The sequence below is a fragment of the Bacillus sp. PDNC022 genome (assembly GCF_016919285.1).
Taxonomy (GTDB): domain Bacteria; phylum Bacillota; class Bacilli; order Bacillales; family Bacillaceae; genus Bacillus; species Bacillus safensis.
The window spans coordinates 2803701-2820391 of the sequence record NZ_CP070345.1 but is presented as its reverse complement, the minus strand read 5'-3'; the positions used below and the strand labels follow the sequence as shown (position 1 = coordinate 2820391).

At 40.9% G+C, this 16691-nt stretch carries 19 protein-coding genes; 18 read left to right on the top strand and 1 reads right to left on the bottom strand.

Annotated features, from left to right (window positions below; all coding sequences use genetic code 11):
• Nucleotides 1–79: 79 nt before the first annotated feature.
• From JVX94_RS14480 to rsmI, 12 genes are all read left to right on the top strand, one after another.
• Nucleotides 80–694: a 5-bromo-4-chloroindolyl phosphate hydrolysis family protein gene (locus JVX94_RS14480; protein WP_024425621.1), complete on the top strand. Its 615-nt coding sequence runs from the start codon at nucleotides 80–82 to the stop codon at nucleotides 692–694.
• An 18-nt stretch (nucleotides 695–712) separates the two neighbouring features.
• Nucleotides 713–1777 (top strand): toxic anion resistance protein, encoded by a 1065-nt coding sequence (locus tag JVX94_RS14475; RefSeq protein WP_205183566.1) that lies wholly within the window; start codon nucleotides 713–715, stop codon nucleotides 1775–1777.
• 77 nt (nucleotides 1778–1854) lie between these two features.
• Nucleotides 1855–3264: an aminotransferase class I/II-fold pyridoxal phosphate-dependent enzyme gene (locus JVX94_RS14470; RefSeq protein WP_205183563.1), complete on the top strand. Its 1410-nt coding sequence runs from the start codon at nucleotides 1855–1857 to the stop codon at nucleotides 3262–3264.
• Entirely contained in the window at nucleotides 3261–3899 is a 639-nt protein-coding gene (gene tmk / locus JVX94_RS14465; RefSeq protein ID WP_095407529.1) for a dTMP kinase, read from the top strand. The genes JVX94_RS14470 and tmk overlap by 4 nt, the downstream gene beginning before the upstream one ends.
• 79 nt (nucleotides 3900–3978) lie before the next feature.
• Nucleotides 3979–4308 carry a cyclic di-AMP receptor DarA gene (locus tag JVX94_RS14460; RefSeq protein WP_024425625.1) on the top strand — a complete coding sequence of 110 codons (330 nt, stop codon included), beginning with the start codon at nucleotides 3979–3981 and terminating at the stop codon, nucleotides 4306–4308.
• Between the two features lie 12 nt (nucleotides 4309–4320).
• Nucleotides 4321–4761, top strand: a complete 441-nt coding sequence (locus JVX94_RS14455) for a YaaR family protein (protein ID WP_205183560.1) — start codon at nucleotides 4321–4323, stop codon at nucleotides 4759–4761.
• A gap of 11 nt (nucleotides 4762–4772) precedes the next feature.
• On the top strand, nucleotides 4773–5762 hold the full coding sequence (gene holB, locus JVX94_RS14450; protein WP_024425627.1) for a DNA polymerase III subunit delta': 990 nt from the start codon (nucleotides 4773–4775) through the stop codon (nucleotides 5760–5762).
• A gap of 2 nt (nucleotides 5763–5764) precedes the next feature.
• Nucleotides 5765–6592, top strand: coding sequence for a competence/sporulation regulator complex protein RicT (gene ricT / locus JVX94_RS14445; RefSeq protein WP_024425628.1), 828 nt, complete (start codon nucleotides 5765–5767; stop codon nucleotides 6590–6592).
• A gap of 14 nt (nucleotides 6593–6606) precedes the next feature.
• Nucleotides 6607–6960, top strand: a complete 354-nt coding sequence (gene yabA, locus JVX94_RS14440; protein WP_024425629.1) for a DNA replication initiation control protein YabA — start codon at nucleotides 6607–6609, stop codon at nucleotides 6958–6960.
• A 55-nt stretch (nucleotides 6961–7015) separates the two neighbouring features.
• Nucleotides 7016–7759 carry a tRNA1(Val) (adenine(37)-N6)-methyltransferase gene (locus JVX94_RS14435; protein ID WP_205183557.1) on the top strand — a complete coding sequence of 248 codons (744 nt, stop codon included), beginning with the start codon at nucleotides 7016–7018 and terminating at the stop codon, nucleotides 7757–7759.
• Nucleotides 7746–8045 (top strand): GIY-YIG nuclease family protein, encoded by a 300-nt coding sequence (locus tag JVX94_RS14430; RefSeq protein ID WP_041105706.1) that lies wholly within the window; start codon nucleotides 7746–7748, stop codon nucleotides 8043–8045. Before JVX94_RS14435 ends, JVX94_RS14430 begins: the two co-directional genes overlap by 14 nt.
• A complete protein-coding gene (rsmI, locus tag JVX94_RS14425; protein WP_197197484.1) occupies nucleotides 8020–8901 on the top strand; it encodes a 16S rRNA (cytidine(1402)-2'-O)-methyltransferase in 882 nt (293 codons plus the stop codon). Before JVX94_RS14430 ends, rsmI begins: the two co-directional genes overlap by 26 nt.
• A 44-nt stretch (nucleotides 8902–8945) precedes the next feature.
• Here rsmI and JVX94_RS14420 read toward each other — a convergent pair whose 3' ends face one another.
• A complete protein-coding gene (locus JVX94_RS14420) occupies nucleotides 8946–9236 on the bottom strand; it encodes a transition state genes transcriptional regulator AbrB (protein WP_087975202.1) in 291 nt (96 codons plus the stop codon).
• A gap of 520 nt (nucleotides 9237–9756) precedes the next feature.
• Between JVX94_RS14420 and metG the strand changes: the two genes are divergently transcribed.
• The 6 genes from metG (at nucleotide 9757) to yabG (ending at nucleotide 16664) form a co-directional block, all read left to right on the top strand.
• Complete coding sequence (metG, locus tag JVX94_RS14415) at nucleotides 9757–11757, top strand: methionine--tRNA ligase (RefSeq protein WP_205183554.1); 2001 nt, start codon at nucleotides 9757–9759, stop codon at nucleotides 11755–11757.
• An 80-nt stretch (nucleotides 11758–11837) separates the two neighbouring features.
• Nucleotides 11838–12605, top strand: a complete 768-nt coding sequence (locus JVX94_RS14410; protein WP_048239541.1) for a TatD family hydrolase — start codon at nucleotides 11838–11840, stop codon at nucleotides 12603–12605.
• Nucleotides 12606–12849: 244 nt separating this feature from the next.
• Nucleotides 12850–14052, top strand: coding sequence for a G5 and 3D domain-containing protein (locus JVX94_RS14405; protein WP_205183551.1), 1203 nt, complete (start codon nucleotides 12850–12852; stop codon nucleotides 14050–14052).
• 161 nt (nucleotides 14053–14213) lie between these two features.
• The gene (gene rnmV, locus JVX94_RS14400; protein WP_111292957.1) at nucleotides 14214–14774 is read left to right on the top strand and encodes a ribonuclease M5; all 561 of its coding nucleotides are present in this window, start codon (nucleotides 14214–14216) and stop codon (nucleotides 14772–14774) included.
• Complete coding sequence (gene rsmA, locus JVX94_RS14395) at nucleotides 14767–15645, top strand: 16S rRNA (adenine(1518)-N(6)/adenine(1519)-N(6))-dimethyltransferase RsmA (RefSeq protein WP_205183548.1); 879 nt, start codon at nucleotides 14767–14769, stop codon at nucleotides 15643–15645. The genes rnmV and rsmA overlap by 8 nt, the downstream gene beginning before the upstream one ends.
• Nucleotides 15646–15779: 134 nt before the next feature.
• On the top strand, nucleotides 15780–16664 hold the full coding sequence (gene yabG, locus JVX94_RS14390) for a sporulation peptidase YabG (RefSeq protein WP_024427198.1): 885 nt from the start codon (nucleotides 15780–15782) through the stop codon (nucleotides 16662–16664).
• Nucleotides 16665–16691 lie beyond the last annotated feature (27 nt).

Sequence of the window (16691 nt, the reverse complement as noted above, 5' to 3'; positions counted from 1 at the left end):
TTGGAACTTAGTTTGGACATCATCCGTAATTAATAATAAGATAAACAGAGAGCCTGATTATTCATAGGAGTCGATGAACATGAAATCAATTTTTTATACTTTTATATGGGCCATCCTCTCTACTTTTTTTTCGCTTGTGATTTTAACCGTCAGTATTGGGGTTTTCCATCATCATGTTGGATTATCGATACTGTATGCGATGATGGGGTGGGGCGTGATGTTTGCAGGGAGCAGATGGGTTGCTTTCCAGTTGTTTTTAAAGAAACACGGACTGTCTCGTAGTGATTATGTATATATCAAACAGCATTTAAAAGAAGCAGGACAAAAGCTCGTACGTTTAAAGAAGGCTTTATTTGCTGTGAAGAACGTACAGACGATCAAACATAATTATGAAATTCTTCGACTTGCACGACGAATCTATACGATTACAAAAAAAGAGCCGACCCGATTTTATGATGCACAGCGTTTTTATTTCGAAAGCTTGGATTCTGTCGTTGAACTAACTGAAAAATATGCACTATTGTATAATCAGCCTGATCGCAGTCATGAGCTGGAAATGACACTGAGCCAAACTCGAGTGACTCTGACAGAGCTGCAAAAGCAATTGACGAATGATTTGCAGCAAGTATTAGGAAGAGACATAGAAGCCCTCCATATTGAGCTTGAAGTGGCAGATAAAATGATAAAGAAATAATGAAAGGAGTCAAATGCAATGAAACCAGAAGATCACATCACATCATCACCTGCTTCCACTACAGATCTTCAGTTTCGGGTGTTTGATACCTTATCTGATGAGGAGAAACAAGAAGCCATACAGCGTGCCGAGCAGATCCCTGACAATCCGCAAAAGCTGCTTTTCTATGGTACACGTGTTCAGGAACGATTGTTGGAGCAATCACAACAAATGATGAAATACGTTGAGAAAAAAGATATCGATCAAATAGGAGACGTGCTTGAGGCTTTTTTGCAGCAGCTGCATATAGTAGAACCTGAGGATTTACTGCCAAAGAAGCAGGGCTTTTTTTTGAAGTTGTTTCAGCGGGAGAAGCGTTCTACTCAGGAAATCATATCTCGTTTTCAACATGCAAAATCACAGATCGAGAGATTATCAGCAAGGCTTCGTTACGCAAAAGGCGGATTAATCTCGGACCATATGTTATTAGAGCGTTTATTTGAAGAAAATCAAACTTTTTTCCAAGAGATGACGCTGCAGGTTGCAGCAGTTGAAGCGAAGATGACAGCTTTAGAGAAGCAGATCATATCGGAAAAAGAGCAGACTGGTAATCGGACTATAGAGGAGCAATTGATGAGTCAGGAAGTCAATGCAGAAGATTATATGGAGAGGCTGAAGGAACGGAAACATGATTTGCTGCTAAGCCGGCAAATTGCTTTGCAATGTAATGCCCAAATACGAATGATCCAGCATACAAATCATACATTGGCCAATCACATTCAATCCACTGTTTCTGCGTCTATTCCTCTATGGATCAACCAAATGTCGATTGCATTAACGCATATTCAGCAGCGTGCCAATTCAGCTCTTGAGAATCGAATTCAAAAAACATATGAAAAGGTATCAAAGCAGCAGGGTGAGCTTCTTGAAGAGGCAGCTTCTGCACCTATAGATACGTTGAAAAAGGTTCAACGCCAATTAGCCGAAACCTTACAGGAAACGTTACAGGTGAAAGAGCATGGAAGCAAAGAGCGAGCTCAATTGAAAAGCAGCATGTATGAGGCAGAACAGCAGCTGACGAATCACCAACCAATAAAGGAATGAGAATCCATCTTTCGGTTCCTTTGTATGAACGTTATAATAGACATAAGATATCGTTAAAGTGAAAAGGGTCGATTTGTTTGAAAACACCTTTATATACAGCATTAGCACAACATGCGGAAAAGAAACCTTATTCTTTTCACGTTCCAGGACATCACAATGGAGATGTCTTTTTTGATGAGGCACGGTCTTATTATGAGTCAATTCTTCAGCTGGATGTAACAGAGCTTGAAGGATTAGATGATCTCCATCATCCAACTGGTGTGATTCAAGAGGCTGAACATTTATTGGCAAAGCTATATGGTTCAGATCAAAGCTTTTTCCTTGTGAATGGGACAACTGTCGGAAATTTAGCGATGGTGATGGCAGCCTGTCGTGGGGGAGATGAGATTTTCGTTCAGCGAAATTGTCATAAGTCTGTTTACCATGCGATTGAGCTTGCAGGAGCAACGCCTATTATGGTAGAAGCTGAGGTAGATCCACACCTGCATGTTCCAACACATGTGACGGATGAAACAGTCAAAAAAGCTATAGCAAAACATCCTAATGCCCGGGCGATCGTTTTGACTTATCCGAACTACTACGGTCATGCAGCTGATTTATCAAAACTGATTCACATATGCCACGAAGCGGGTATGATCGTTTTGGTTGATGAGGCACATGGTGCACATTTTGTATTAGGCGGCGCTTTTCCTCCATCTGCTCTTTCCTATGGAGCTGACGTGGTGGTACAATCAGCACATAAAACCCTTCCGGCAATGACGATGGGATCCTACCTTCATCTTCAGGGGGGGCGAATGGATGCAAAACGCTTGAAAACATTCCTCACGATGCTTCAAAGCAGTTCTCCATCCTATCCAATTATGGCCTCATTAGATGTGGCAAGAGCTTATGTCGAGGAGATCAAGAAAAACGGGATCTTGGATGGAATCATGAAAGGGCTGGCAGAGCTGAAAAATGAGTTCAACCGAATACCTCAGCTTGAAGTGGTCGAGTCTGAATGGCTTTCTAACGATCCATTAAAATGTGTCATTCGATCAACAAAAGGGCTGACTGGTTATGAACTAAAACGAGTGCTTGAATCAGTGGAGGTTCACCCAGAGCTTGCAGACGAACATCAGGTTTTACTTGTCTTTGGTTTAGAGCAGAAGAAGGATATTCCTTTTAAACGGATAGAGCAGGCCCTTAATCAAAGCGATTCATTGCTCAAAGGAAAAGATCATATCCAACGTGAGACGCTGACTATTGAGAACGATGAGCATAGACAGGATATAGAAGCCGTTTCATTTGAACATGCAGCAGGCCGGGTTAGTGCAGAATCTGTTATTCCATATCCACCGGGTATTCCTTTGATCGTTAAGGGAGAGCGTATTGAAAGCGATCAAATTGCTGCTTTAAGCCGTTTGCTTGGACATCAGGTTCATGTTCAAGCCAGTCAGGTGATTCATCAGAGAAAATTATATGTTTATATAGAAGAGGAGACACTATGAGCGGTATGTTTATTACGTTTGAAGGGCCGGAGGGTGCCGGAAAAACGACAGTGATTCAGAAAGTGTATGAAGAAATGGAACGCCAAGGATATGCAGTGATGGCGACACGTGAGCCTGGCGGCATTGACATTGCAGAGCAGATTCGTGAAGTCATTTTAAATGAAAAAAACACAAAAATGGACGCGAAAACAGAAGCTTTGCTGTATGCAGCCGCAAGAAGGCAGCATTTGGCTGAGAAGGTAGAACCGGCATTACAGCGCGGGCAGACGGTTTTATGTGATCGTTTTGTCGATAGCTCCCTTGCTTATCAAGGCTATGCGAGAGGGCTTGGGATTGAAGAAGTAAAGTCAATTAACGACTTTGCTATTAATGGCACGATGCCGCAATTGACCATTTATTTTTCTATTACACCTGAGGAAGGACTAAAGCGAATTGATGCCAACCAGGGAAGAGAAAAGAATCGATTAGACATGGAGACGCTGAATTTCCACCAGCTGGTCAGAGAAGGTTATGAACTGCTTATTGCACAATCACCAGAACGATTCCGTGTAGTGGATGCGTCTCAGCCGATGCAGGCTGTCTATGAAGAAGTCCTTCAATTGATTCAGGACACATTAAAGCAAAATCAAATATGACCTAATTCCCAATCGTTGTTATAATATAGAGGAAGACATCGGCATGTCATCTGTGCCTAAAATAAAGGAGGCCAATCAAATGAAATTAATTGTTGCCGTTGTACAGGACCAAGATAGCAGCAAGTTGTTGAAAATATTGACTGAACATCATTTCGGCGTGACAAAATTAGCTTCAACTGGTGGGTTTTTAAAGTCTGGGAATACGACTTTTATTATTGGTTGTGATGATGTCCGGGTGGATAAAGCATTACAGCTTATAAAAGAAAATTGCCGTAAACGTGATCAAATGATCGCGCCTGTATCCCCAATGGGTGGAAATGCAGATTCATACGTACCATACCCTGTTGAGGTTGAAGTTGGCGGAGCTACTGTCTTTATTCTGCCAGTTGAACAATTTCATCAATTTTAAGGATGGGTTGCTGTGAAAATTAATCAAGATATGCGGCTGCGCTTAGAAAAGCGTGAACTTCAAGCGATGAAAGGAAACCAGACATCTGCCTCCTTCAAAGCTTCGATGGAGACGCAAAGCGGCAAACTGCGCTTAGAACAGCTGACGGTCATGCTGAGTGATATCGAAGTGTTCGGTAAAAAGCTCGCAAAGTCACGAAACCTTAAGGATTTGGCTAGGTTTAAAGGACTGGTGAAGCGCTTTGTGAAAGAGACAGTCGATAATGGTTTAAATATAGAAACATCAAGAAGTTTTGACATTTATGGCAACACACGTACACTCGCTTTAATCAAAGCGCTGGATGAAAAGCTGATTGAATTAACAGAGGATATGATGAATCAAGAGAAACCATCTATTGATTTGCTTGAACGTATTGGAGAAATAAAAGGTTTATTGATTAACCTTTACACATAGAGAGTGATAACATGGCAATTAGCTGGGATGACATGAATGATTTGCAGCCGCGCGTCATGCGGCTGATTTTTAATAGTATTGATAAAGACCGACTTGCGCATGCCTACTTATTTGAAGGAAAAAAAGGAACCGGAAAACTGGATGCAGCGATGCTTTTGGCTAAGAGCTTTTTTTGTTTGGAATCAGGAGTGAAACCATGTGAATCCTGTCAAAACTGCAAAAGGATTGCATCAGGAAACCATCCCGATTTACATCTTGTACAGCCTGATGGCCAATCAATTAAGAAGGCGCAAGTGCAAGCACTGCAAGAGGAATTTACAAAAGCAGGTGTAGAATCTCACCGGAAAATGTATATTATTCTTCATGCGGACAAAATGACGGTCAATGCCGCGAACAGTTTATTGAAGTTCCTAGAGGAGCCTAATCGGGAAACGATGGCGGTTTTAATCACTGAGCAATCGCATAAAATGCTGGATACGATTATTTCAAGATGTCAGATGCTCAGCTTTCAGCCGCTGCAGCCACAATCCTTGGAGCAGCAGCTTTTACAAGAAGGCGTATCTCAGCATCTCGCAAGGCTTTTGTCGAATTTAACCAATAATTTGGCTGAAGCACTCGAATTAAGTCGAAATGATCAGTTTGCAGAGTCTAGAGCGAAAGTGATAAAATTGTATGAAGTCTTACACCAGCGAAAAGAACATGCATTTTTTTATATACAGGATCAATGGATGCCTTTTTTCAAAGAGAAAGACCTTCAAGAAACAGGTCTGGATATGCTTTTATTTATATATCGTGATGTATTGTCGATTCAAATAGGAAATGAAGATAAAGTCATTTATCAAGACTTATTCCAGACAATGAAGCAGCATGCGCTGCATTCCACACAGCAGATGGTGACCAGCCAGATCCTTGCTGTACTAGAAGCGAAAAAGAGACTTCAATCCAACGTGAATGCCCAAGGGCTGATGGAGCAATTGGTGTTGATGTTGCAGGAGGGATAAGCTTGTACAACGTAATTGGTGTTCGCTTTAAAAAAGCGGGCAAAATCTATTATTTCGATCCTAATGGATTTCATATAGAAAATGATAGTTGTGTCATTGTAGAAACGGTCAGAGGGGTTGAGTACGGACAAGTGGTCATCGCTAACAAAAAAGTAGATGAACACGATGTGGTTCTCCCTCTGCGTAAAGTCATTCGTGTAGCAGACGAAAGAGACCGGCTCATCGTTGAAGAAAACAAAGAAGCAGCGATGACAGCCTTTGATACATGTCTTCAGAAGGTAAGTGAACATGGGCTAGAAATGAAACTGGTTGATGTTGAATTTACATTTGACCGAAACAAGGTCATCTTCTACTTCACAGCGGATGGCAGAGTCGATTTCCGTGAGCTAGTGAAGGACCTTGCATCAATCTTCAAGACGAGAATTGAACTTCGCCAGATTGGTGTAAGAGACGAGGCAAAAATGCTTGGCGGAATTGGTCCTTGCGGGCGAATGCTTTGCTGTTCGACATTCTTAGGAGACTTTGAACCAGTGTCTATTAAGATGGCAAAGGATCAAAACCTGTCGTTAAATCCTACAAAAATTTCAGGACTTTGCGGCCGTTTGATGTGCTGCTTGAAATATGAGAATGATGAGTATGAAACAGCGAAAGAACAATTACCGGATATCGGCGAAACGATTCAGACGTCAAATGGCTCTGCAAAGGTAGTAGGGCTCAATATTTTAGAACGAATTTTGCAAGTTGAATTAACCGGGCAAGAAAAAGTGATAGAATATACATGGGAAGAATTATTACAAGAAGGCGTTGTATCTGCACAAACAACTGAGTAACGAGGTGTGCCACCTTGGATAAAAAGGAACTATTTGATACGGTGATTAATTTAGAAGAACAAATTGGTTCTCTTTATCGCCAGTTAGGTGATTTGAAAAATCATATCGGTGAAGTGATTGAAGAAAATCACCAGCTGCAGATGGAGAATCAGCACTTGCGTGAACGTCTGGATCAGTCCGATCGAGACAAATCGTCTGAGGCAGAGAATGATTCTGCTCAGAAGCCAAGTCATTCTGATATAGGAGAAGGTCATGATAACCTGGCCCGGTTATATCAGGAGGGCTTCCATATTTGTAATGTACATTATGGGAGCATTCGTAAAGAGGGAGACTGTTTGTTCTGTCTGTCATTTTTAAATAAAAAATGAGAAAAGGCTTCCGCTGAATCGGGAGCCTTTTTCACAGGAAAAGAAAGGATACATCATGGTTTCGTTAAGAGAAGATGAACGTTTAGATTACTTGCTCGCCGAAGATATGAAGATTATACAAAGTAAAACTGTGTTTGCCTTTTCATTGGATGCAGTGTTATTAGCTAAATTTGCGTATGTTCCGATCCAGAAAGGGGAGATCATTGATCTTTGTACCGGAAATGGCATCGTGCCATTGCTGCTTTCAACTCGTTCTAAGGCCTCGATTACGGGTGTTGAAATTCAAGAACGGCTGTTTGATATGGCCAAAAGAAGTGTGGAGTATAATCAACTTGAGCACCAGATCGAATTGATTCGTGGTGACTTGAATGATATGCCGGAACGCTACGGCAACCATAAAGTTGATGTGATTACATGTAACCCGCCATATTTTAAAACACCTTCTAAGGATGAAATCAATGAAAATGAATATTTAGCGATTGCACGGCATGAAATTCATTGTACATTAGAAGATGTCATTCGTGTTTCTTCCACGCTGCTAAAGCAAGGGGGGAAACTGGCGATGGTTCATCGACCAGGACGGCTGCTTGAGATTGTAGAATTAATGAAGAAATACCGAATTGAGCCAAAACGAATTCAATTTGTTTATCCCAAACAAGGGAAAGAAGCCAATACCATCTTGGTAGAGGGCATAAAAGATGGAAAACCAGATCTGAAAATTCTCCCGCCTCTTTTTGTTTATGGGGGAGACCAGGAGTATACAGATGAAATCAGGACGATACTGTATGGAGAAGCATAATCATTATTTCTATGTATTAAAATGTGCAGATGGCAGCCTGTATGCGGGTTATACAAATGATTTACAAAAAAGATTAATGACCCACAATAGTGGAAAGGGAGCAAAGTATACAAGAGCGAGACGGCCGGTTGAGCTTTTTTATCATGAATGTTTTGCAACCAAAAGAGAAGCCATGCAGCAAGAATATCGTTTCAAAACGTGGACGAGGAAAAAGAAAGACATTTATATAGAAGAAATGCGAATGGAAAAGGAGGCGGCACATGAAAAAGACACAGAAAAGCTTTGATGGTCAATCTGATATGGGCATTCTTTATCTCGTTCCAACCCCGATTGGAAATCTAGAAGATATGACGTTCCGCGCGATACAAACGTTAAAAGATGTAGACTATATTGCCGCAGAAGATACAAGGCAAACGAAAAAGCTTTGTCATGTATACGAGATTGATACACCATTAACGAGTTATCATGAGCATAACAAAGACAGCAGCGGCCACAAGTTAATCGAATGGCTAAAAGAAGGGAAAAATATCGCACTCGTGAGTGATGCCGGTTTACCGACGATTTCAGATCCGGGGGCTGAAGTGGTTCGAGATTTTACTAGCATCGGAGGCTATGTCATTCCGTTACCTGGCGCAAATGCTGCACTAACAGCACTCATTGCATCAGGAATCGCGCCTCAGCCATTTTTCTTTTATGGTTTTCTCGACCGTCAAAAAAAAGAAAAGAAAAAGCAGCTTGAAGCCTTGAAGAAACGCCAAGAAACGGTCATTTTCTATGAAGCGCCCCATCGATTAAAAGAAACACTGACTTTGATGAAGGAAGTGTGGGGGAACCGGAACATCGCAATTACGAGAGAACTGACGAAAAAATTCGAAGAGTTTATTCGTGGAGATTTAGAGTCTGTGCTGACATGGGCTGCGGAGAATCAAATCCGAGGTGAGTTCTGTCTTGTGGTACAAGGAAATGATCAAGCGGAAGAAGAGATGAATGAAGAAGCATGGTGGACGTCCTTATCTGAAAAAGAACATGTGATCCATTACATAGAGGAAGGGTTAACGTCGAAAGAAGCTATTAAACGTACAGCTGTCGAACGTGGTGTGCCAAAGCGCACGATATACGATGCCTATCATATTGAACAATAAAGAAAGGTTCTTGCAAACGGTGCAAGAACCTTTTTATATGAACCTTATTTTTGTGATTGAAGTTGGTTTTGGATTTCGTTAATGATTTGCTCTGCACCTTCACGGCTAAGAACTAATTTACCATTAGCAAGTTTAAGGTTATCGTCTGATACTTCACCTGTTACTTGGCAAGTCATGTTTGGTTTATATTTTTTTAGGATAATTTTTTCATCATCAACATAAATTTCCAAAGCGTCTTTTTCAGCGATTCCTAGCGTACGGCGAAGTTCGATTGGAATCACCACGCGTCCTAATTCGTCAACTTTACGTACAATACCTGTAGATTTCATCTTCATTCTCCTCCCAAAAAGAACTTATTCTTAAAATAATATTATCTTCGTCATTATTCGACAAATTCCTTACATTCCTAGCATAACAAGGTTTCCATAAATCGTCAATCATTTTGTTTACTATTGTTTGTAAAATATGACTCTTAAAGTCAAAAGACCTTGAAACTACTGATGTATAAGGATTTTGTAGGCTTTTTCTATGAAAATGTAAGAAATGACGAGTTCAGATTAACAAGACTTTTGCCCTAATTTAGCCAATTGTAAATCTGGAAATAGATTTAATACGACAATATTCGACAAAATGTCGACGGGTTTGTCGTTTTTTTTGAAAAACTCATCTTTTTCGTTCATTTCATCTTGTTCTATGTATATATGCTTGATCTTAAAGGCTAAGATGGTATCATAGAGAAAGCACAAGTGCAAAATTGAATGAATTGATCTGACACATTTTCATGTAATGATGATAACCGCTCTCGTCCATTGGGCGGGAGTTTTTGACATTTACACACACGCAGGAGGTTCCGACATGCCAGAAAAGAAAAAAACGTTTTATCTGACAACACCTATTTACTATCCGAGCGGAAAATTACATATTGGACATGCTTATACGACAGTAGCAGGAGATGCTATGGCCCGTTATAAACGTCTTCAAGGCTATGATGTGATGTATCTAACAGGTACAGATGAGCACGGACAAAAAATTCAGCAAAAAGCTGAAGAACAAAATATCACACCGATCGAGTATTTAGATCCAGTCGTTGAAGACATTCAATCATTATGGAAGAAACTCGACATTTCTAATGATGATTTCATCCGTACAACGGAAAAAAGACATACGAAAATCATTGAGCAAGTCTTCCAAAAACTGCTTGATCAAGGCGATATTTATTTAGATCAATACGAGGGCTGGTACAGTATTCCTGATGAGACATTCTATACGGAAACACAGCTTGTTGATGTTGAGCGTAATGAGAAAGGGGAAGTCATTGGCGGGAAAAGCCCTGACAGCGGCCACCCTGTTGAATTAATTAAAGAGGAATCATATTTCTTCCGCATGAGTAAGTATGCAGATCGTTTGCTCGACTATTACGAAAAGAATCCATCGTTTATTCAGCCTGAATCAAGAAAGAATGAAATGATTAATAACTTCATTAAACCAGGTTTAGAGGATTTAGCAGTATCAAGAACAACCTTTGATTGGGGAATTAAAGTTCCTAACAATCCAAAGCACGTCATTTATGTATGGATTGATGCGTTATTCAACTATTTAACTGCGATTGGCTATGGAACAGATCAAGATGAAAAATACAAAAAATATTGGCCTGCCAACGTACATCTCGTAGGGAAAGAAATTGTACGTTTCCATACGATTTATTGGCCGATTATGCTTATGGCATTAGATCTGCCTCTGCCGAAACAAATTTTCGCACACGGCTGGCTGCTCATGAAAGATGGCAAAATGTCTAAATCAAAAGGGAATGTGGTAGATCCGGTCACATTAATTGATCGCTATGGTCTCGATGCCCTTCGTTATTATCTGCTTCGCGAAGTACCATTTGGTGCGGATGGTGTGTTTACACCAGAAGGATTCGTGGAACGTGTAAACTATGACCTTGCCAATGATTTAGGTAACTTGCTTAATCGTACAGTTGCGATGGTGCAAAAATATTTTGACGGCACTTTAAGCAGCTATAAGGGTCCTGTTAATGAGTTTGATGAAGAGCTGAAAGCAGTCGCTGAGCAAACAGTCAAAGCCTATGAAGAGGCGATGGAAAACCTTGAATTCTCTGTGGCTCTTTCAAATGTTTGGACATTAATCAGCAGAACCAATAAATATATTGATCAAACAGCTCCATGGGTGCTGGCAAAGGATGAAACAAAACGAAAAGAACTGCATTCTGTTATGTATCATTTAGCAGAATCACTTCGAATCACAGCAGTACTCTTAACGCCATTCCTAACGAAAACACCCGAGAAAATCTTCTTCCAGCTTGGAATTGAAGAAGAGAAGCTCCAAAGCTGGGATAGTATCCTATCATTTGGTGCGATTCAACAAGCGACGGTACAAAAAGGAGAGCCTTTGTTCCCGCGTTTAGAGGTTGAAGAAGAAGTAGCCTACATTAAAGAAAAAATGCAGGGAAGTGCACCTAAGGTAGAAGAAGAAAAAGCGGAAATCAAAGAAACGGAATTACCTGAGCTGGGAGCAGAAATTGCATTTGATGATTTCTCAAAAGTCGATCTTCGAGTTGCACAAGTATTGGAAGCAGCTCCAGTTAAAAAAGCGGATCGTCTCTTAAAGCTTCAGCTTGATTTTGGATTTGAAAAAAGACAAATAGTCTCTGGGATTGCCAAGCATTATCAACCAGAGGAATTAGTAGGGAAGAAGCTCGTTTGCGTAGCGAATCTTACCCCAGTTAAACTCCGAGGGGAAATTTCCCAGGGAATGATTTTAACTGGAGAAACTGGCGGGAAATTGCAGGTTCTTGAAGTAGATCAATCTCTAGCAAATGGAACAAAAATTTTATAAATCAACAAAGGTGTTCCACGTGTAACATTTCGTCGAACACCTTTTGTTTTTAGGAGAATTGTCGAAAGGAGCAATCAACCATGTTATTTGATACACATGCCCACTTGAATGCAGAACAATACAATGAAGACTTAGAGCAGGTGATCGAAAGAGCGAAAAGCGAAAAAGTTGAGAAAATTGTGGTGGTAGGGTTTGACCGCCCAACAATTACGAGAGCGATGGAGTTAATTGAAGAGTATGATTTCATATATGCAGCTATCGGCTGGCATCCAGTCGATGCTATTGATATGACAGATGAGGATTTGGCTTGGATCAAAGATTTATCTCAACACGAAAAAGTGGTTGCGATTGGAGAAATGGGTCTGGATTACTATTGGGACAAGTCGCCAAAAGATGTGCAAAAGGAAGTCTTTAGACGCCAAATTGCTCTTGCGAAAGAAGTGAATCTTCCAATCGTTATTCATAACCGTGACGCAACGGAAGATGTCGTGACGATTTTAAAGGAAGAGGGAGCAGCTGAGGTTGGAGGTATTATGCACTGCTTTACTGGCAGTCTGGAAACTGCAAAAGCGTGTATGGAGATGAACTTTTATATTTCATTCGGTGGACCCGTGACATTTAAAAATGCCAAAAAACCAAAGGAAGTTGTAAAGGAGATACCAAGTGACCGGCTCTTGATTGAAACAGACTGCCCTTACTTAACGCCAGTGCCATTTAGAGGGAAACGCAACGAGCCAAGTTATGTGAAATATATCGCAGAACAGATTGCGGAGCTGAGAGAAATCAGCTTTGAAGAGCTTGCTGAATTGACAACAAAAAATGCAAAAAAAGTTTTCCGTATAAACTGACAGTATATGATGTCAATCCTTGTTTAAGCTTGTCCAATTGTGAAACATAACGAAAAAGTTCTACACGTTTGCGCCTCTTCATAGGATAAGTTGTCGATAAGTCTTTCTTCCCTTCCTTCCATAAATCTCCCATAATAGGTTTACAATCGAGCATTTTTGTACAGTGGGTGGAAGGGTTGACAGGTTTTGAGATACTCTATATAATCTCTCCGAGGAGAAGGAGGCGTTTTTCATCGTACAAAAAATGAAAAATCTGTTTTCTGTTAAGCTAGGAAAAGGCAAGGTTTTATTACTAGTTGTTTGCTTGCTTTTAGCTGGAACTGGAACGGCTTACGGTGCGCATGAGCTCACTAAGCAGTCTATTACCATTTCAATCAATGGTAAAGAGAAGACAATTCGTACACATGAAGAGACAGTAGCTCAGCTGCTTTCAGACCTTGGAATAAGGACCAAGGCGGAGGATCATATCTCTCCAAGTCTAAATACAAAGATTCAAGACAACATGAACATTGTGTATGATGCGGCTATACCGGTTCATCTGACCCTAGATGGGAAAGAGAAAACGATATGGACAACAGATCAGACGGTTGGAGCATTATTGAAGAATGAGAAGATAGATATTGGGAAGCACGATCAAGTAACTCCAGGAAAGAATGACAAGTTAAAAAAAGATATGAATCTTGTGGTTCAGCAGGCCTTCCAGGTCAGCTTAAATGATGGAGGAAAAGATAAAAAAGTGTGGACCACTTCGACTACGGTCGCTGACTTTTTAAAGCAACAAGAGCTGAAGCTCAAGAAGCACGATAAGATCAAGCCTGCGTTACATAGTAGCCTTTCTAAAAAGAGCGCAGATATAAAGATCACTCGGGTGCAAAAGGTCACCGATGTAGTGGAAGAGAAAATTGCTTTTGATACCAAACATAAAAAGGATCATTCTCTTGAAAAAGGGAAAGAGAAGGTACTTAAAAAAGGTGAAGAAGGTAAATTGAAGAAGCACTATGCCATTGTGAAAGAAAACGGCAAAGTGGTGTCTAAAGAATTGATTAAAGAAGTGACCGAAAAAGATAGTAAGGACCGTTTAGTGGCCATTGGTACACAAGTGACCAAAAAGGAGCCTACAGCGTCCCCTGCGGTTTCGCGAAGCAATGAATCGTCAGGAAAAGAATTTTATGTAGCGTCAACAGCCTATACAGCGAACTGTGCTGGATGTACGGGCAGAACGTCTACTGGCTTTAATTTAAAAGCAAATCCAGGTGCAAAGGTCATAGCAGTTGATCCGAGTGTCATTCCGCTGGGCTCAAAAGTGTATGTGGAAGGCTATGGTTATGCCGTTGCATCAGACACTGGATCTGCTATAAAAGGGAATAAAATTGATGTGTTCGTCCCAAGTAAGTCGGCAGCTTATCAATGGGGAAATAAACGAGTGAAGATTAGAGTACTCAAATAAACACATCAAATCATTTATATGAACAGAGGGCTTTGCGCACCCTCTGTTTTTTTGGTTATAATAGAAGCACTGTTTTCTAATTAATTAGACGCAAAAGCAGCATGAAAGGTTTCGTTTTTTTAACCAAAAAATGTAGATTGTTTTTGCAAGCGGAGGAATACATGAAAATCAAAGAAATCATTGTGGTGGAGGGTCGTGATGACACTGCCAGAGTGAAGATGGCGGTGGATGCAGATACGATTGAAACAAACGGATCTGCCATTGGCGATACAGTCATTCAACAAGTGCGTCTTGCTCAGGAGACGAGAGGCGTCATTATTTTAACAGATCCCGATTTTCCTGGTGAGAAGATCCGTAAAACCATCGCAGAGGCGGTTCCTGGCTGTAAGCACGCTTTTTTGCCAAAACATCTTGCGAAGGCGAAGCGGGATAAAGGAATTGGTGTCGAGCATGCTTCCTTGGACAGTATTCGGGAATGTCTCGCCCATGTCCATGAAGAAATGGAAGAAACCGAAAGTGACATTACATTAGACGACTTATTTGACGCAGGCCTTATCGGAGGCGAAGCATCGAAACGCCGCCGCGAACGACTAGGAGTGCTTTTAAATATAGGATATACCAATGCGAAGCAGCTGCAAAAGCGCCTTCACATGTTCCAAATAACCAAACATGATTTTATTGCGGCCTTAAAGACCGTCATGCAGGAGGAAGCCGATGAATAAAGATATTGCGACACCCGTCAGAACGAAGGAAATAATGAAGAAGTACGGTTTCTCTTTTAAAAAGAGCTTAGGACAGAACTTCTTAATTGATACAAATATTTTAGATCGCATTGTCGATCATGCAGAGGTTACAGATGAGACCGGCGTCATTGAAATTGGGCCTGGTATCGGCGCATTGACAGAGCAGCTCGCTAAACGTGCAAAGAAAGTCACCGCTTTTGAAATCGATCAGCGTTTATTGCCTATTTTAAACGATACGCTTTCTCCATATGATAATGTCACGATCATTCATCAAGATGTATTAAAGGCGGATGTGAGAAAGGTCATCGAAGAAAATTTTGCTGACTGTAAAGAAGTGATGGTTGTAGCCAACCTTCCGTATTACGTGACAACACCGATTATTATGAAATTGCTTGAAGAAAACCTTCCATTAAAAGGGATTGTGGTCATGCTGCAAAAAGAAGTAGCAGATCGTATGGCAGCTGTACCTTCATCTAAGGAATACAATTCACTGTCTATCGCAGTTCAATTTTACACGGAAGCAAAAACGGTGATGGTTGTGCCTAAAACGGTTTTTGTTCCTCAGCCAAATGTCGATTCGGCTGTGATTAAGCTGACTGTTCGTGAAACGCCTGCTGTTTCAGTAGAAAATGATGCGTTTTTCTTTCAATTGATTCGAGCGAGCTTTGGCCAGCGCCGGAAAACATTGATGAATAATTTGATGAACAATCTACCTGATGGAAAAAAACATAAAGCCATCATCGAAGAAGCACTTCAAACAGCAGATATTGATGGAAAGCGCCGCGGAGAATCATTATCCATTGAGGAATTTGCCCGTTTGTCGAATGTTTTGCAAAAAGCCCTTTCGTAAGGGCTTTTTTCTTTTGCTTCTCACCACTTCAACTGTTCGGGCATAGGCTAGAAAGAACAGCACATATGAAAGAAGAACATGTTTAGTGCAAGACGATACCAACAGGATATGAGCCTGATTGTGGAGTGAAAAGCATGCAATTTCAAATAGGAGATATGGTGACGAGGGCATCCTATCAAATGGATATTATGTTTCGAATCATTCGAATTGATGAGACAGATCAGCACGAAGCCACTGCCATATTGCATGGGAATGAAGTGAGGCTGATTGCTGATGCTAAGATGTCGGATCTCGTCTTGATTCAAAAAGAGGAGCAGCTGACAAGGGAAAAGGACGACGAACGGAAAATTAACGAATCGCTCGACTTACTAAGACAGGATTATCAGCTGCTGCGTGAAAAACAAGAGTATTATACTTCTGGACAATATCAGCATCAGGAACAGTATTTTCACATGCCTGGAAAGGTCCTTCATTTAGATGGAGATGCTTCATACTTAAAGAAATGCTTAGATGTATATGAACGAATTGGTGTACCTGTGTATGGAGTGCATTGTCATGAGAAGAAAATGCCAAGCGTGATCGATTCGTTACTTGATCAATATCGGCCTGATATATTGGTCATTACAGGGCATGATGCGTATTCCAAGCAAAAGGGCGGCGTAAATGATATTGGTGCCTATCGCCATTCTCGTCATTTCGTTGAAACGGTTCAAAAAGCAAGAAAGAAAATTCCTCATTTAGATCAACTTGTGATCTTTGCAGGTGCCTGTCAATCTCATTTCGAATCATTGATCCAAGCAGGTGCCAATTTTGCAAGCTCACCTTCACGTGTGAACATTCATGCGCTCGATCCCGTGTATATCGTTGCGAAGATCAGCTTCACTCCATTTGTAGATCGAATCAATGTGTGGGATGTGCTTCGTAATACATTAACAAGAGAAAAAGGCCTTGGAGGCATCGAGACGAAGGGTGTTCTAAGGGTAGGTATGCCATATAAAAAAGATCATGAATCGACATAACCCGACTGATTTCAGTCTGGTTTTTTT

What these genes read in the sequence shown, in the direction of transcription:
- tmk (WP_095407529.1), top strand. Translation starts at nt 3,261, where the DNA reads ATGAGCGGTATGTTTATTACGTTTGAAGGGCCGGAGGGTGCCGGAAAA.
- yabG (WP_024427198.1), top strand. Translation starts at nt 15,780, where the DNA reads ATGCAATTTCAAATAGGAGATATGGTGACGAGGGCATCCTATCAAATG.
- holB (WP_024425627.1), top strand. Translation starts at nt 4,773, where the DNA reads ATGGCAATTAGCTGGGATGACATGAATGATTTGCAGCCGCGCGTCATG.
- JVX94_RS14405 (WP_205183551.1), top strand. Translation starts at nt 12,850, where the DNA reads ATGAAAAATCTGTTTTCTGTTAAGCTAGGAAAAGGCAAGGTTTTATTA.
- JVX94_RS14420 (WP_087975202.1), bottom strand. Translation starts at nt 9,236, where the DNA reads ATGAAGATGAAATCTACAGGTATTGTACGTAAAGTTGACGAATTAGGA.
- JVX94_RS14435 (WP_205183557.1), top strand. Translation starts at nt 7,016, where the DNA reads ATGGTTTCGTTAAGAGAAGATGAACGTTTAGATTACTTGCTCGCCGAA.
- rsmI (WP_197197484.1), top strand. Translation starts at nt 8,020, where the DNA reads ATGAAAAAGACACAGAAAAGCTTTGATGGTCAATCTGATATGGGCATT.
- JVX94_RS14430 (WP_041105706.1), top strand. Translation starts at nt 7,746, where the DNA reads ATGGAGAAGCATAATCATTATTTCTATGTATTAAAATGTGCAGATGGC.
- JVX94_RS14475 (WP_205183566.1), top strand. Translation starts at nt 713, where the DNA reads ATGAAACCAGAAGATCACATCACATCATCACCTGCTTCCACTACAGAT.
- metG (WP_205183554.1), top strand. Translation starts at nt 9,757, where the DNA reads ATGCCAGAAAAGAAAAAAACGTTTTATCTGACAACACCTATTTACTAT.
- JVX94_RS14460 (WP_024425625.1), top strand. Translation starts at nt 3,979, where the DNA reads ATGAAATTAATTGTTGCCGTTGTACAGGACCAAGATAGCAGCAAGTTG.
- JVX94_RS14410 (WP_048239541.1), top strand. Translation starts at nt 11,838, where the DNA reads ATGTTATTTGATACACATGCCCACTTGAATGCAGAACAATACAATGAA.
- rnmV (WP_111292957.1), top strand. Translation starts at nt 14,214, where the DNA reads ATGAAAATCAAAGAAATCATTGTGGTGGAGGGTCGTGATGACACTGCC.
- JVX94_RS14480 (WP_024425621.1), top strand. Translation starts at nt 80, where the DNA reads ATGAAATCAATTTTTTATACTTTTATATGGGCCATCCTCTCTACTTTT.
- rsmA (WP_205183548.1), top strand. Translation starts at nt 14,767, where the DNA reads ATGAATAAAGATATTGCGACACCCGTCAGAACGAAGGAAATAATGAAG.